This window comes from Chloroflexota bacterium (genome assembly GCA_016219275.1).
In the GTDB taxonomy this organism is placed as follows: Bacteria; Chloroflexota; Anaerolineae; order UBA4142; family UBA4142; genus JACRBM01.
This window is the reverse complement of the sequence record JACRBM010000043.1, coordinates 39,791-55,358: the sequence shown is the minus strand read 5'-3', so window position 1 is coordinate 55,358 and position 15,568 is coordinate 39,791. Positions and strand designations below refer to the sequence as shown.

Below are 15,568 nucleotides of genomic sequence, written 5' to 3'. Positions count from 1 at the left end.
AGCCGATTTATCCTCGGCGCGCAATGGCGTCCTTGAGCGTCTGCGCCGCGCTTTTGGCATTCGCGATCAAAACGTCTACGTTGATTTCGGGCAGACCCTTGCAGAAATTTTCGAGCGCGGCGAGCGACGTGTCTTCTTCCTCGAACAAACTCGCGAGGTCGCCCAAACCACCGTCCTCTTGCTTTTCTTCCTCTTCCTCTTCTTCCTCTTCTTTTTTCTTTTCTTCTTCTTTCGCGGCGTCTTCGTTCTTCTGCTCGACCACGTCGGGCGTCCCCGCCACTGGCGCATCCAGGTTCACATCGGCAAGTAGCGCTTCGAGTTCTGCGGCGGACGCTTCCGTCGCGACCACGTGCTCCTCGTCGGCGTGTTCGGAAGCCGGGCGAATACGTTCGCGAATGTACGGGACGACGATGAGCACGAGCGCGGCGAACATCGGCGAGAGTGAGAGCAACAGACTGAGCAAGAACGCCGGTTGTCCAAACAACAACGGCACATACGACGTTTGCGAAACCGGCGGACGCACGGTGTCGGCAAGCGCGACGAGTCGTTGGCGACGCGTGGCATCGTTCACCTCGCGCTGCATCGCGTCGAGCGTGCGCGCGATGTCTTCGGGACGCGCGCCGGCAAGATCGCGTTGCGCCTGAAGCGCGTCGCCGGTGCGCGCGTACTTGTCCGCGATCATCGAGAGGTACATTCGTTCGTATGCCGGCGACGATTGCCACGCCGCGCGCGTCGGTTGATTTAGCGAACCGATCACCCAACCCGTCAGCAACGCGAGCAACACGAGCGCGACAACACCCAGGATCAGCACCAGCGTGCGACGCGATACCTTGAGCGATTGTCGCCGCGCTGGGCGCGGCGGCTCCAGCGGCGTGGTCTCGTTGACCGGCGCACTGGAGTCGGGCGCCATTTCCAACATGCGTTGGAGACGAATGTCGGCGGCGGTTGAGAAGGCGTCGTTCTTTTGCGTTGTCACGTTGAAAGAAGGAGTTGCCATTGTGTTTCAGTCAGGAACGTTATCTACCCAGCCCATCCTTGCGAAGGTTGAGCAATCACCACGAACGCTAAATCACCAACTTGACAAGCGACGGACCAACAAGAACCAGAGCGCCGGAAATGATCAGCAGAATTCCCGCGTAGAAAATGGTCTTGATGATGTGCGAGCCTTCACTCGCGACGACCGCGAATGCGTTGACGAATGCGAGCATAAACGTCATGCCCAAAATCATATCGGTCAGAAAATTGATCTGCGCGGCGTTGAACTGGAACATCCCGCCCAAGCCCATACTCGATAACGCGCTCGTGCCACCGGCGTCCCGCATGACCGCTTCCATCCGCACGGTGAACTGCGCTAGAATCCCTAGCAGAAAGACCATCAACGCGGACATCACACCGTGCATCACGATGATGAGCCACGCGAAGGTTGCCGCAACGCCCCGGCGTTTCTCGCGCAACATCGCGGTCTTCATCGCGAATTGGCTGGTCAAAATGCCGGCGCGTTCGGGGTCGCCGCCCAAGCCCACCGCTTCAGTAAATACACCAGTCGCTTGCTCGGCAAGTTTACTGCCCGTTTCCGTCGCGAACATATCCCAGCACAAGCGCGGTTTGCCGAATGCTTTCAAGCGCAAATCCAACATCCGAATATCCGGCTTGAGCGTCGGGAACGATTCGAACCGCAACGTCGCAATCGCTTCTTTGAGCGTCGTGCCCCGCGAGGTTGCCGCGCCGCCAACCGAGCGCAGGAAATCACTGATCTCACGGTCTTTGCGCTGAGTCTTGCCTTGCGATTGATTGTACACAAGACCAATCGGCGTGACAATGAGACCAAAGGCAATCAATGCCCACCCCTTGTTGAGGTTCAGAAAATAGACCAGCGCGACTGGCACGAGGATACTGAACGGAATCAGAACGCGCGCTAGTGTCAGCGTTAGCTTTTGTTGCTTGGATCCTTTGTGAAGCGCCACGTCGAGCACTTCTTGTGGCGACGTGCGGAGCATAATCCACGCGACGGCGAACGCGCCGCCAATCGAAACGATAATCATGCCTGCCATCGTGATGGGACTCATCGAATAGATCATTGTCGAGACCATAATCATGATCACGATGAGTGCGGCAGACACGGTGACCGAAGTGTACGCGTCGGTCCATTTCTTCAGACTCTCGAGTTTTGTTTCGTAATCGTTGCCGTACTGCTCACCCAGCACACCAGCTTCGCGCGTGAGAAACCCAGGAAGCGGTTCGCCGGAGCGCAATGCATCGGAGAGGCGGAGCAAAAATGTTTTCACTTCTTCCGTCTTGGCGCGCTCGCCCACCATCTGCACCGCGTCGGGATAATTAAAGCGCATATTCGTGACGATCTCGTCCACTTCTTTGAAAAAGCGCGCCGGCGTGCACGGGAGTTTGCGCGCCAATTCGAACACCTTGCTGCGCGAAACGCCCGCCGTCGCGGTGGCAGACATATAAGTCAATTGATAGAACATGTCGAAGGGACTGATTTCCTCAAAGTAGTCCCTGGCGCTGTGCTTCGGCGAGGACGGCGAAGACGTCATAGAAATTCTTCAACTTTCTTTCGACGTGCAAACGTTGTAAAATTTTGGCGCGGCGTTTGAGTTCGGTGTAGATGACTTTTTTCTTGAAGGGCGGAATACCGCGCTTGAGCGCGACTTTTTCTTCGAGCAAGTAACTGTTCATAAAGCCCGGAAAGTCGAACGTGTCCGTCGCGGGATTCCACTTGAACGTTTCGATGAACGAAAAACTTTCCGAGGGCGGGTCATAGCCGACGATTTCGTTGATGCTGGTTACACGCCGCGCCATGCCGCGCCCGGCGATTTTGACCGCGGCTTGGATCAGCACCACGTCGAGAATATCCACGTACGATTTCGGAATGTTGATCGGATCGCCGGTCAAACGTTGAATCAGTTTCTCCACCGACGCCGCGTGGAAGGTGGACATGACGCCGTGACCGGTCTGCATCGCTTGAAACGCGATCGCGCCTTCTTCACCGCGGATCTCGCCCACGATGATGCGGTCGGGGCGTTGCCGCAGCGCGGCTTTCAGCAGATCGAACATGCCGACTTCGGAGCCAGTGTGCTCTTTACCCGAACCGCGCGTCGTCTCGCGGATCCAGTTCTTGTGCGGCACTTGCAACTCCGGTGTGTCTTCGATGCTGACGATTTTTTTGTCGGAACGAATGAACGTGGTGATCGCGTTCATCGTCGTCGTCTTGCCGGACGCGGTCGCGCCGCAAACGAACATGTTCATGCCTTCTTCGAGGACGAACGAGAGATACGCCGCCATCATGTAATCCATCGTCCCGAACTCGATCAACTCGGTGATGCTGACCGGCACGTCGGAAAATTTACGGATCGTAAAGTTGCTGCCGCGCTTGCTCACGTCCGTGCCATAGACGATATTGATACGCGAGCCGTCGGGAAGCACCGCGTCCACGATCGGATTGCGAACGGTGACGGGGCGCTTGATCCACTCGCCCATCCAAATTACAAAGTCGTCCACATCGTCTTCGGTCGCAAAGTTGATCGCGGCTTGGATGCTTTTGAAAATTTTGTGCTCGATGAAAATGAAACCAACGCCGCTGCACGATATATCTTCGATGTAGGTATCGAGCAGGAACGGGGCAAGCAAGCCGAAACCGATTTTATCGCGCAAGAGCAAGTACTTGAGCGCCTCCATCTCGCGCGGCGTCACGATCACCTTGCCCAGGTGTGTGAAATTGTCTTTGCCGTTCGATTTGCCGTTGCCGTTGCCATTCGACTTGGCGTTTGCCGCGGCAGTCGCGGCGGCTTGTCGTTTCACCAACGCCAGAGGGTCTACGAATGTACTCTTGTCAATCGCTTCGAGCAATGCCGCGCGTTTATCATCGGTCGTTTCCGCCGCGCCGATCTTTTCCACATAGTCGAGCAATTTTACTTCGAGTTGTGGGATGATCTCGTCGAGATTGACGACGAGGTGCGGTTCGATGGGAATATACCTATCACGTTCACCTTTAGGGTCGGGAAAGATATGGACGTACAATCCTTCCTTGATCGGATAGATGAGGTTGCGCTGTTCCAAACTCGACATATCGCGCGAGAGTTTGGGATAAAATTCCGGCACGCCGACTTGGTCCATCGGCAGCCAATGGAGATAGTCAAACAGCGTCGGATTTTCCTCGCACGCTTTACGCAGGGCTTTGGAAACCGCGTTGATCGGACAACGCGTTCCGTGATCGCACTGAATATCATTGGGCTGTTCGAACGGCAAAACGACACGACCACCCATAATGGTTTATCCTTTGGCTTTGTTGATCGGAATGACCCGAATGCCCCAACCGGGTTCGACTTCGAAACTGATAATGTTGCCAGTCGTTTGCTCCGCGCCGCGCACCTTGGTCACTTCGAGCGTCTTGACGAGTTTGTTGCCCACTTCTTCGGTGCGGAGTTGCAAGTGCGCGTCGCACAATGAACGCAAGCGGGTGAGCAACTCGCGCGTGAGACCATGCGTGTGAATGATGACCATGACGGTCGTGCCTTCCGCGCACATGCGTTTACTGTCTTCGAAAAATCCCAGCACTTCTTTATCGGACGAGTTTGGAATCGAAGAGGTGAGCGAGTCCACCAAAATCATCTCGCGCCCTTTTTCGTTTTTCATGGCTTTGAGCAGGGTCGGCGGCGCTTCACGACCGAGACGCGCCGTCTCGATCGGAAAGATGCGAAGTTTGTCGAGCAAGAGGTAATCGAGAATGTCCATGTTCAAACTACGCATCTGTTTGACCAGACTCTTGACCGTGTTCTCGCTCGAAAAGAGCGACAGTTTGAGTCCGTCTACCAAACAACCGTACATCATTTGTTGCGAAAGCACGGACTTGCCCGCACCCGAATCGCCTTCGATCAACGTGAGCGAACCGAACGGCACGCCGCCGCCCATTTTGTTGTCGAGGTCATAGTTGCCGGTGGAAATCAGTTTGCTCTTGAGGTCGTCGTCGCTCTTGAGCAGGGGCTTGATCTTGGTGATGAGTTCAGCCGGCGCAAAGGGCTTGATCAGAAAATCGTCAACGGACGATCCCGGACCGATTTCGAGATTTTCGAGTTGACTCTCGTCCGCGATCATCACGATGCGGATGTGTTCCGTCGCGGGGTCTTTGCGGAGCGCCTTGGCAACGTCATTGCCTTTTTGCGAAGGCAATTTGAAATCTACGAGCACAAGGTCGGGTTGTTCGCGCCGCGCGGCGCGCAAACCGGCAGGACCATCCGTGGACGCGATGACAGCATTGCCGTCCTCTTCCAACGGATAGCGCGCCAATTCGACCAACTGCAAATCATTCTCGATCAGTAGAATTTTCTTCTTCTTGGTTGCCATAACGCTAGTTTATCCGAAATAATCAGAGGTCGCGCGATAGCGTGGGATTGAATCGCTCGACCTCTCGAATCGTTCCTGCCGTCACGCGTCAGCGAGCGCGGCGAACCTTCTCCGCGTTGTGTTAGGAATAGTATAACGTGCGTGATTGCGTCAAACAATAGTACAAGTTACTTAAGGACTCGAATCCTATCGCGCGCCGCCCTGGTACACCTTGTTGCGGCTAACGGTGATTTTCATTCCATCGTGGAGGTTTGCGCCGTGTTGGTCAATCACGTTCAAACCGGTCTCGTCAATCGCATTTTCAATCGAATCAATGTTGACGCCTTGCGGCAACACCCAGCGTAACGCGCTCCGCACGGTTTGATTCTCGTCTACCTGGATAGTGACGTGATTATCTTTCCACGCAAAGTACACATAGACTTGAACATTTTTGGTTGACATCGCGATGCTCCTGAACTATAGATGTTGAGGTTTGATATTAGAATTGGATTTGGTCGAGACGTTGCACGCTTCGCGAACGTCTCGACCAAATCTGAAATTCCAAATCATTTTCTTAACGTACATAGTACTCGACAAGAGAGATGTTTGGGCAACTCAACTCTACGCCGGCTCATCGCTTAGTTGGGCTTGCTCCACTCCGCGCGCCCGCTCCGAGATGGCGAGCCACCGACGCAGACGTACCACTTTTTCCGAAAGCGTGTACGCCACTTCGAGCGCGGCGTGCGCCGAGAACGTACTGGGCAGCGGCGGCACGATGACCTTGGGCATTTCAGGCAACATACTTTCGAGCACGCTCAAACGGATGCGCTGATCTTCGCTCAACCCCAGTTCGCGTTGTTCGACCGGGATCGGAACTTGCTCGTTGGCTTGCACTCCGATGAACGCGCCGATCTCGCGCTGAACCGGTTCGATGACGAGCGCGAGCAGGCGTTCGTTCTCGCTCAACAGATCGCCAAACGTTTCCCGATCAATATCCGAAAGAAAAATGCCGTGCCCCGGATGCGAATGCACCCAGGCAATCATCGTGACTTGGGGAAAAATTCCCAGGTCACCGAGCGCGAATTTGAGCAGCGCGAGATATTTCATCTCGAACGCGCAGTACGCCGAGTTGCTCCGATATTGCGGCGGAAAGACTATTCCCTTGAGATACGCCTCGCCGGATTTCATGTACGTGCCAATGCCAATCCCGCCCCATTCATCGCGTTCGAGATTGCCGGCAAATTCCAAGGCGGCTTGATAGACGCGTGTATCAATTACGCATTTTCGGACCGGCGGTTTCATGGATCGTCTCCGTGAATGGTCTCTTCGAGCATCTGCCAAAATCGTTGCGGATGTTCACACGCGCCTTTTTCGTGGACCGGGCACGGCGTCGCGATCCGACATTTTTCGACCGCGTTCTCTTTGCCCAGGAAACCCAGGTGATGATCCACGCGCGCAGCTGGTTTCGCCAACGCCAACAGCGCGAGCAACGTTTGCCAACTCGCAATCGCGGCGGTCGTCGTGACGAGCGCCGCGCCGACTTCCGGCGCGTTCGCATCCTCGCGCGTGCACGAGAGATGCGCTTCGTCCATACTCATCGTTTGCGCGACCGTGCGCCCGCGCGCTTGCTCCCAACGACAAAGCAGACAGCCGTGCTTGGCTGGCTCGATCACCTCGACATCACCGTTAAATCCATCTGACCCGCCATTGACGAGCGGCACAAAACTCAACGCCGCCCATTCGCTGAACACATAGCGCGCGCGAAAGTTGTCGAACGTACTGATCGCCAGATTCGCGTGCGCCATCAACTCGGCGTGCGTGACCACTGTCGTCGCTTGAATCTCTTCGAGCAACGCGGTGACGGTGAGCGCGGGATTGATCCGGCGCAGCGCGCGCGCCGCCGCATGCACTTTCGGCGCGCCAATCGCGCTATCGTCGTACAGCACCTGGCGATTGAGGTTGTGATTTTCAACTTGCGTGTCGGCGTCAAACACGACAAGTTCGCCGGTGAAATCCGACACGGCGAGCAACGCGGCGACCCAAGTACCCAGCCCGCCGATCCCGCCGAGCACGACGCGCGGCGCGTGCGGCGCGGACAACGCGATCGGCGCTTCGACGATGCCATCGTTCTCAAGCCGATTGCCCCAGAACGGCGAATAGTACAAACACTCGGTCGGGCTATCGTAAATCTCCGCAATCGGCTCGCCCAACGTGGATTGTTCGAACAAGAGACGCACCAGATCATTGTTCAAATTTACCGGGACGCGGCAGATCGGCAACGCGCCATCTGGCTTGTCGCTGAACGACGCCGTCGGCGCACCGTCCACCGCGAATACGAGTCCCGCGTTCGCCGGTTCGCGCAACGCATAGTTGAGCGTGACCCAGAACTTGACGATCTCGGAGGGACGAAGGCAACGCGTCACACGCAGCACTTCTTGCGCGGCGAGCGCGCCGCACAGCGAGGCAAGCGCCGGCGTGATGAGATTCGGCGCGAGCGGCGCGGCGTGCGGTTTACGCGCGCCGATAAACATGCCGTAATCGGTCACGCCCGCCCAAATCACCGGAATGTTCGACGGCAACGCGTGCGCCACATCGGAGGTGACGACGACGGCATCGCACGCGCGTGCGTGTTGCGGCTCGACGAACTCCGCGTGGATGCGCGGATTCAATTCCGCGACGCGCCGCGCGAGCGTTTCCGAAATCGGCGCGCCTTCATCCTCCGCGCGAAAAAGAAACTGACCGGCGCGCTGTTGCGTGGTGACGCAGCTAGACGCGGCGGGCAGAGTCAGCGTGCCGACGCCGAGCAGCGCGAGATTCGTCGCGACGTACGGCAAGGCGGGACCATCGCCAAGCAAGAGGATGTTCAAATCCATTACGCGGCGTTGATGCACGAGTCCCAGTTGTCGTTTATAGCGTTCAAATTCCCAGTTCATGGTTTATCTCGGAAGACCTACGAGTGAACATTCAAATCATTCTGCCATGCTGTCATTGCGAGGGCGGTTTTCCCTGGCACTTGCGTTCCCGCCAGGGCAAGTGTGTCCGAAGCAATCCCCAATCAGCGATCTGGCGATTGCGTCGTCGCTACGCTCCTCGCAACGACACGTCTTGGCTGTCTCACGGACGCGCTTTGCTGTGCGTGTTTTCGTTGTTGAGCATGAACAGCACCTGGCGCAGAAAACCCAGGATCGTTCGTTCGCCCGGCGCGATGCGGCGCGCCGTCCAATCTTTTTGGTACGCCAACTCCGCGCTCGTGCACACTTCCGGCAAATTGAGCGGCGGGCGCGGTTGCCATATTTGCATGTGAAAGATAAACGCATCGTCCGGTTTTTCGACCCACGCGCGCGGGCAAACGAACGGATAGCCGTCCAGCGTGATCAAGAGCGCATAGTGCATCCGCGCGGGATTGCCCGCGCCGATTGCCCCGCTCATCTCCAATTGCAATCGGCAGATCATCCCGTTCGCGTTGCGAATCGGCGTGATCGGATAAAAAGTTTGCGCTTGTTCCACATCGCGCTCGATTTTACGACGGAGCGCCTCGGCGAGTTCCATGTTTCAATGACTCGGAAAACCAGAACGCTCGCTGGAGCGTTCCTAGTTTTGCTTATTCATTGCCGTGCGCCCAGAGCACGGCTTTGACGCGCTGAACGAGTTCCTTCGCTTTGATTGGCTTGGTCAAGAACTCGGTTGCGCCGACTTCAAACCCAGCCATGCGGTCCTTGACCTTGCCAGCAAAATCGCCGGCTTCGCGATATTTATCGTCCACGCCGCCTTTTGCCGTCAACATCAACACGCCTATCTTGGCGGTCTCCGGATCCGCTTGCAATCGTTTGCAGACCTGGTATCCGTTCAAGCCCGGCATCATCACATCCAGGATGATGAGGTTTGGTTTGAACGAACGCGCTTTGACCAGACCCTCGTTCCCGTCGAGCGCACAATCCACCTCATAACCCTCTTTCCGCAGCACTGCGGAGATGATGCTCAATTGCGGCTGATCGTCATCCACACACAAAATTCGAAACGCCATCCCTTATCCTCCCGCGAGCGCGTGCGCGGATTGTTCCCACGCCGGATCCGTATAGAACGCGATCACGCGCGTGATTTCTTTTTCGAACGCGGCTACCGCATCGTGTCCGCCCACGAGGTTGCCTTGCTCGCCCATCGTTTCGAGGCGCTGACCGACCTCGCGCGCAGTCAAACCACCCAGGTTCGCCATCACACCCTTGAGCCGATGCGCCTTGGCTTCGACCGCCGACGCGTCTTGATTCGACATCGCGTCTTTGAGCATCTGTAATTGTGCCGGCACTTCGGCAAGCGACGAGGCGACTGCATCGCGCAAAATATCAATGTCCTCGCCCACGACTTCGAGCGCCTCGCGCAAATCCACTGGCGCGGGCTGGGTTTCGATGGGCTTGGTCAGCAACGGTTCGATCACGCGATTCAATTCTTCGATGCGAACCGGCTTGGTGACGTACGCATCCATCCCAGCATCAATGCACTTGGTTTGATATTCCTTCGTAGCAAACGCGGTCATCGCGACAATCGTGAGATGACCGCCGAGCGATTTTTCTTTTTCGCGAATCGCACGCGTCGCGTCCAGTCCATCCATCTCCGGCATCGCGACATCCATCAGAACCAGGTCGAACGGCGGCGCGTCCGGCGCGTGCGAAGATTCAAATTGCTTGACCGCTTCGAAGCCGTTCGACGCGAGCGTGATGGTATGCCCGGCTTTGGTAAGCGATGATTTCGCGATGAGTTGATTCGTCGGGCTATCTTCCGCGACGAGGATCCGTAACGCGCGGAGCCAACCCTTGCCCGTCGCGAAGGCGGCGGGCGCTTGCGCGACTGGGACCAGCATTTTCATCTTAACCGTGAAATGGAACGTGCTACCCTTGCCCAGTTCGCTTTCGACCCAGATGTGACCACCCATCAGTTTGACAAGTTGTTTCGCGAGCGCAAGTCCCATACCCAGTCCGCCAAAACGCCGCGTCGCCGAAGTGTCGGCTTGTTGAAATGGTTCGAAGATGAGTTCATGCCGGTCGGCGGGAATGCCAATGCCGGTATCGCTCACGCGCCAATGCAGTTCTACCTCGCGATCATGGATCGCTTCGGCATCCACGCGAATCGTGACGCCGCCTTTCTTGGTAAACTTGATCGCGTTCGCCGCCAGATTCGCCAGCACTTGACGCAAACGATTCGCGTCGCCGATGAGTTGCCGCGGCACATTCGCGCCCACGGTCGCCGCGAGATCGAGCGCCTTGTCCGATGCGCGCGGCGACATGATCTCGGTCGTGCGTTCGATGGGTTCGCTAAGATTGAACGGTTGCTCTTCCAGTCCCAGCTGCCCGGCTTCGAGTTCGGAGAATTCGATGACATCGCTGACGAGACTGAGCAACGCGTTCGACGATTGCTTGACAGTGTTGACATATTTTTCCTGTTCGATATTCAACGGCGTGCTCAACATCAACTCAGTCATGCCGATGATTTCGTGCAACGGCGTTCGCAGTTCGTGACTCATGTTTGCGAGAAAATCGCTGCGCGCTTTATGCGCGGCTTGAATTTCCTGGCGCGCGTTTTGTAACTCGGTTTTCAAACGCGCTGTATCCTCGCCGAAATCGGACGCAAGCGCGCGCGCGGTGGTGAGCGATTGAATTTTACTGACGAGCGCGTTCGGTTCGTACGGTTTGTTCAACAAACAGTCCAAGCCCGATCCCGACGGAAGATCGGCGGCTTCGCCATTGCTCACCAGCAGGATGATCGGAATCGAATTCGTCTTAGGATCAATCTTGAGAATACCGCACGCTTCCAAGCCGCTCATTTGCGGCATCACCGTGTCGAGCACAATCACGTCCGGTTTTTCTACGGTCGCTTTGACCAGACCTTCTTTCCCATCGGCGGCAAGACTGACTTGATAGCCGGCGCGTTCCAAAATCAGGCGCGCGCGCATCGCTTCGGTGCGGCTATCGTCGACAACGAGAATGCGATTGTTCATGGTCAGACTCCTGGGTGAACGACATTGATCCTACGGACGCGGAAACTTGATTTGCGAAACGGCTTTGACTTTGGCAATCAATTCCGCGCCGACAGAAGCGAAACTCGTATCGGTGAGACTGCTCGGCTTTTGCACGATTTCGAGCGCGCCGGCGAGCAGAATATCGAGACCTTCATGGATGAGCTCTTTTTGTGTGACGCTGGTGACGACGACGATCGGCGTCGGCATTTTCGCCATGATCGCGCGGGTCGCTTCATAGCCGTTCATCTGCGGCATATTAATGTCCATCGTAATCACATCGGGTTTGAGTTGCCGCGCCAATTCGACGCCCTGCGCCCCGTCCGCCGCTTCGCCCACGACCTGAATTTCCGGTTCGCTCCGCAGGATCGCGCAAATCGCTTCGCGCGCGGTCGGCGAATCATCCACCACCAAAACGCGTATCATCGTCTTATCTCCTATACCACAACCAACTCTTGAATTCTCTGCGCGATTCGATCGAGTGGCACGATGTGCCGAACCGCGCCCAGCGCAATGGCTTCTTTCGGCATTCCAAACACCACGCACGATGCTTGGTCTTGCGCGAGAGTGATGCCGCCGGCGTCGCGCAACACTTTCATGCCCACCGCGCCGTCCGCGCCCATCCCGGTGAGAATCACCGCGAGCGCGCTCGCGCCGAATGCTTGCGCGACGGATTGAAACAGCGCGGTCACTGCCGGGCGATGTCCGCCGACGGGTGGATTCTCGCTCAATCCGATGCGCGAAAACCGGTCTACGATCATGTGCCGATCATCCGGCGCAATGTACACCTTGCCCGGTTCGACGCGTTCGCCGGCGCGACCCACTTGGACGTGGAGCGCGCACGCGTCGTTCAGCCACGATGCCAAGCCGTCCACAAACCCGAACGAAATGTGTTGCACGATCAAGATCGGCACCGCAAAATTTTTGGGCATCGCGCGCAACACTTGATGGAGCGCCGCCGGTCCGCCGGTCGAAGACCCGATTGCGACAATTTGCGTTTTGACCGGCGCGCTTTCCACCGCCGCCAATCTCGGCGTTCCTGGGTTGCTTGCCATTGGCAACACCGACGATACACCGAGCGACCGCGCGTGACGCACAACCTTGACCGAACTCATCGCCTTGACCTGGCGAATCAATTGCGCGGCAAACGATTTGTAATCCCCACTTGTGATGCTGTCAGGACGGCGCATCACCGACACCGCGCCCAGCCGGGTGGCTTGTGTGGAAACGCCGATCTCGCGCTCGAAATCAACGCCGGTAACCACGATGATCGGCGCCGGGTATTGCGCCATAATTTCACGAATCGCTTCCAGCCCATCCATCTTGGGCATGTGCAGGTCCATCGTGATCACATCAGGTTTCAAGCGCGCGACCTGGGTCACGGCATCCGCGCCGTTTGCGGCTTCGCCAACCACTTTGAGTTCGGGATCGCTTTCCAAGATGAATTTGGTGCTCTGCCGTAAAACGGCGGAATCATCCACGATCAATACGCGAATCACGTGTTTGTCCTCGTTGGTTGGATCGAGTGTATTTCGCTCCAACCTTCACTAGCTAATGTCCAATTTCTAGATCAACTGCGCTACGGTGTCCAACAGATTACTCTGATCGAAATTGCTTTTGACGAGGTACGCGTCTGCGCCCACTTCCAAGCCGCTCTCGCGATCCTTTTGCGAATCGAGCGACGTGACGAGCACGACTGGAATCTTTTTCAGGTTCGGATCTTTTTTGATGCTCGCGGTCAACTGCAAACCGTCCATGCGCGGCATCAACACATCGGAGACGACGAGATCGTAGCCGCCGTTGGAACTGAGCACGCTCAACGCTTCGACGCCATCCGTCGCCACCGTCACTTTATATCCCGCCGTTTCGAGAATATTTTTTTCGAGTGTGCGCGTGCTGAGCGAATCATCCACGACGAGGATCGCGGCTTGCTTGGTCTTTTTCGTTTTCGCCGGCGCGGCAACGGCGTGATTCTGCGCGCCGCGAATAGACTTGACCAAGTCCATCGGGTTGAGCGTCATCACCACTTTGCCGGAACCCAGGATGGTTGCGCCGGCAACGTTTCGCACGCGCGCCAGTTGTTTACCCAGACTCTTGACGACGCTCTCCTGTTGACCGACGACCGCATCCACAAGGAACGCGACGCGCTTGCGTCCCGATCCCAGGATCACGATAGGCATCTTGCCGTCCGTGCTAACTTGTTGCTCGTCATTTTGCAGTTCGAGTACTTGAGCGAGCGGCACAAGCGACACCGGTTCGTCGTCCACCACGACGGCGCGACGCCCCGACACGGCGGCAATATCTTTTTTACTGATGCGTAGAATCCGCTCGACCGCCGAGATTGGAATGCCGAAGGTTTGGTCGGCAACCTGGACGAGCAATTCCTGGGTCGTGGCGAGGGTGAGTGGCAGAGTCAGGTCGAATGTTGTGCCCTTGCCGAGCGCCGTGTGAACGTCCACCTGCCCTTGCAACGCTTCGACATTGCGCCGCACCACATCCATCCCGACACCGCGTCCAGAAACGCCGGTGATGATCGGGCTAGTGGACAAACCAGACGCAAAGATGAGCATTAACGCTTCGTCATCGCTCAACACCTGCGCCTGTTCGGGCGTGATGACCGCGTGTTTGAGCGCGGATTGTTTTACTCTATCGCGATTGATACCCGCGCCGTCGTCTGCGACTTGAATGACGATGTTATTGCCTTTTTGGAACGCACGCAGATTCACGACGCCTTGCGTCGGCTTGCCCACACGCGCGCGTTCGTCCGGCTTTTCGATGCCATGATCCACGGCGTTGCGAATCAGGTGCATCACCGGGTCTTTGATTTCTTCGAGCACCTTGCGGTCCAGTTCGGTCTCCGCGCCTTCGACGCGCAGTTCAACTTCTTTGCCCATGTCGCGCGCGAGATCGCGCACCATGCGCGGAAATGCGTCGAACACGGTCGCGACCGGGAGCATCCGCACTTTCATCACACCTTCGCCGAGATCGTTCGTGACGCGCGCCAAGTGCAACGCATCGCCGGAAAAACCGCGTTTGAGATCGCCGACCTGGATGGAGAGCGCGCGCAATTTTTCTTGATAGACATCCATCAGCCGAATCAATGGTTTGATTTGTTCGTTGCCATCGTGCAACAGCGCGCTGTTGGCGGCGCGCGCCTTGAGCCACTCGCGATTCAACTCTTCGAGCGCGTGCCCGGTCTCTTCGATCTCGCGCAGACGTTGATCAATCTTGAGACCGGCGACGAGCAATTCGCCGGACCGCGCCATCAACGAATCGAGTTTCCCGGTCGCGACGCGAATCGTATCTTCGTTTGCGGGCGCACCGTGCACGCCGGCTTTGCGGCGTTCTTTTTCTGGCGCGGGCTTGTTGCGCGGTTCCGCGATTGCGCGCGATTCGAACGGTTGCTCTGCCGGCGCGGGAAGTGGTGCGACCACGGCTTGCGGTGTCGGCGCGGACGCGCCATTCGAGGGAACCGGTGAGAGAGGCGCGATCACCGGCGCGGGCATCACGGGTGCAGCGGGAGCATCGCGGATCACTTGTCCGCATTCGGCGGCGTCGAGCCGCGCGTACAACGCGGGCAAATCGAGTCCGTGGTCTTTTTCGGCGAGTGACGCTTCGACAATTTCGCCGACCGAATCAATCCCGGCGTACAGCACATCACACAAATCGCGTGTCAATTGGAGTTTGCCGGTCTTTGCCGCGCCAAATACGCTTTCCAACTTGTGCGCGGTTTTTTCCACATCGGGAAAATCCGCCGCGCCCGCCGCGCCCTTGAGACTGTGCGCTTCGCGGAAAATTTCCGCGAGGAGCGCGGCGCGTTCTTGCTCTTCGGGATTCTGTTCGAGCGCGAGGAGGACGCGGTTCATCGCCTGAATATGTTCGGCGGCTTCGATTTTGAAGGTCGCACGCAATTGGCGCATGATGTCGTCATCAAGGTTGAACATAACTGTCTCCCACGAGTGCTATGCCGTAATCGGTCACATCGTCTTGCGTAGGTCGCGAATCTTGTCACCCAACTCTTCAGCGCGTTCTTTGCCGATCATCATCCCGCCGGAAATCATCGCCCAGTGCGCCAGATTCCAGAGATCGCTCGCTTTTAGATTGCTGGGTTCGCAATTGAGATGCGACCGGCATTGCCGCGCTAGAAATGTTTCCGTCTTGGCGGTATTCTCAAAGTACGGCGTCGCAATTTGCACGACGCTTTCATACACGCTCATTATACTCTCC

General features: G+C 57.1%; 14 protein-coding genes. All 14 read right to left on the bottom strand.

Annotated features, from left to right (window positions below; all coding sequences use genetic code 11):
- Positions 1-7: 7 nt before the first annotated feature.
- The 14 genes from HY868_11435 to HY868_11370 all read right to left on the bottom strand — a co-directional run bounded on the left by HY868_11435 (position 8) and on the right by HY868_11370 (position 15,558).
- Complete coding sequence (locus HY868_11435) at positions 8-997, bottom strand: hypothetical protein (protein ID MBI5302742.1); 990 nt, start codon at positions 995-997, stop codon at positions 8-10.
- 67 nt (positions 998-1,064) lie between these two features.
- Positions 1,065-2,480: a type II secretion system F family protein gene (locus HY868_11430; protein MBI5302741.1), complete on the bottom strand. Its 1,416-nt coding sequence runs from the start codon at positions 2,478-2,480 to the stop codon at positions 1,065-1,067.
- 19 nt (positions 2,481-2,499) lie between these two features.
- A complete protein-coding gene (locus HY868_11425; GenBank protein ID MBI5302740.1) occupies positions 2,500-4,278 on the bottom strand; it encodes a type II/IV secretion system ATPase subunit in 1,779 nt (592 codons plus the stop codon).
- A 6-nt stretch (positions 4,279-4,284) separates the two neighbouring features.
- Positions 4,285-5,355, bottom strand: coding sequence for a response regulator (locus HY868_11420; GenBank protein MBI5302739.1), 1,071 nt, complete (start codon positions 5,353-5,355; stop codon positions 4,285-4,287).
- Positions 5,356-5,541: 186 nt separating this feature from the next.
- Positions 5,542-5,796, bottom strand: a complete 255-nt coding sequence (locus tag HY868_11415) for a hypothetical protein (GenBank protein MBI5302738.1) — start codon at positions 5,794-5,796, stop codon at positions 5,542-5,544.
- A 159-nt stretch (positions 5,797-5,955) separates the two neighbouring features.
- Entirely contained in the window at positions 5,956-6,636 is a 681-nt protein-coding gene (locus tag HY868_11410) for a hypothetical protein (protein ID MBI5302737.1), read from the bottom strand.
- Positions 6,633-8,267: a ThiF family adenylyltransferase gene (locus HY868_11405; protein ID MBI5302736.1), complete on the bottom strand. Its 1,635-nt coding sequence runs from the start codon at positions 8,265-8,267 to the stop codon at positions 6,633-6,635. Before HY868_11405 ends, HY868_11410 begins: the two co-directional genes overlap by 4 nt.
- A gap of 181 nt (positions 8,268-8,448) precedes the next feature.
- On the bottom strand, positions 8,449-8,883 hold the full coding sequence (locus tag HY868_11400; GenBank protein ID MBI5302735.1) for a hypothetical protein: 435 nt from the start codon (positions 8,881-8,883) through the stop codon (positions 8,449-8,451).
- Positions 8,884-8,935: 52 nt separating this feature from the next.
- A complete protein-coding gene (locus tag HY868_11395; GenBank protein MBI5302734.1) occupies positions 8,936-9,358 on the bottom strand; it encodes a response regulator in 423 nt (140 codons plus the stop codon).
- 3 nt (positions 9,359-9,361) lie between these two features.
- Entirely contained in the window at positions 9,362-11,323 is a 1,962-nt protein-coding gene (locus HY868_11390) for a response regulator (GenBank protein MBI5302733.1), read from the bottom strand.
- A 30-nt stretch (positions 11,324-11,353) separates the two neighbouring features.
- On the bottom strand, positions 11,354-11,767 hold the full coding sequence (locus HY868_11385; GenBank protein ID MBI5302732.1) for a response regulator: 414 nt from the start codon (positions 11,765-11,767) through the stop codon (positions 11,354-11,356).
- An 11-nt stretch (positions 11,768-11,778) separates the two neighbouring features.
- Positions 11,779-12,840 carry a chemotaxis-specific protein-glutamate methyltransferase CheB gene (gene cheB / locus HY868_11380; protein MBI5302731.1) on the bottom strand — a complete coding sequence of 354 codons (1,062 nt, stop codon included), beginning with the start codon at positions 12,838-12,840 and terminating at the stop codon, positions 11,779-11,781.
- Between the two features lie 66 nt (positions 12,841-12,906).
- Positions 12,907-15,285 (bottom strand): hybrid sensor histidine kinase/response regulator, encoded by a 2,379-nt coding sequence (locus HY868_11375; protein MBI5302730.1) that lies wholly within the window; start codon positions 15,283-15,285, stop codon positions 12,907-12,909.
- A 33-nt stretch (positions 15,286-15,318) separates the two neighbouring features.
- A complete protein-coding gene (locus HY868_11370; GenBank protein MBI5302729.1) occupies positions 15,319-15,558 on the bottom strand; it encodes a hypothetical protein in 240 nt (79 codons plus the stop codon).
- Positions 15,559-15,568 lie beyond the last annotated feature (10 nt).

Coding starts and splice junctions, on each gene's coding strand:
- HY868_11405 (MBI5302736.1), bottom strand. CDS start 8,267: ATGAACTGGGAATTTGAACGCTATAAACGACAACTGGGACTCGTGCAT.
- HY868_11385 (MBI5302732.1), bottom strand. CDS start 11,767: ATGATACGCGTTTTGGTGGTGGATGATTCGCCGACCGCGCGCGAAGCG.
- HY868_11430 (MBI5302741.1), bottom strand. CDS start 2,480: ATGTTCTATCAATTGACTTATATGTCTGCCACCGCGACGGCGGGCGTT.
- HY868_11420 (MBI5302739.1), bottom strand. CDS start 5,355: ATGGCAACCAAGAAGAAGAAAATTCTACTGATCGAGAATGATTTGCAG.
- HY868_11400 (MBI5302735.1), bottom strand. CDS start 8,883: ATGGAACTCGCCGAGGCGCTCCGTCGTAAAATCGAGCGCGATGTGGAA.
- HY868_11375 (MBI5302730.1), bottom strand. CDS start 15,285: ATGTTCAACCTTGATGACGACATCATGCGCCAATTGCGTGCGACCTTC.
- HY868_11395 (MBI5302734.1), bottom strand. CDS start 9,358: ATGGCGTTTCGAATTTTGTGTGTGGATGACGATCAGCCGCAATTGAGC.
- HY868_11410 (MBI5302737.1), bottom strand. CDS start 6,636: ATGAAACCGCCGGTCCGAAAATGCGTAATTGATACACGCGTCTATCAA.
- HY868_11370 (MBI5302729.1), bottom strand. CDS start 15,558: ATGAGCGTGTATGAAAGCGTCGTGCAAATTGCGACGCCGTACTTTGAG.
- HY868_11435 (MBI5302742.1), bottom strand. CDS start 997: ATGGCAACTCCTTCTTTCAACGTGACAACGCAAAAGAACGACGCCTTC.
- HY868_11425 (MBI5302740.1), bottom strand. CDS start 4,278: ATGGGTGGTCGTGTCGTTTTGCCGTTCGAACAGCCCAATGATATTCAG.
- HY868_11415 (MBI5302738.1), bottom strand. CDS start 5,796: ATGTCAACCAAAAATGTTCAAGTCTATGTGTACTTTGCGTGGAAAGAT.
- HY868_11390 (MBI5302733.1), bottom strand. CDS start 11,323: ATGAACAATCGCATTCTCGTTGTCGACGATAGCCGCACCGAAGCGATG.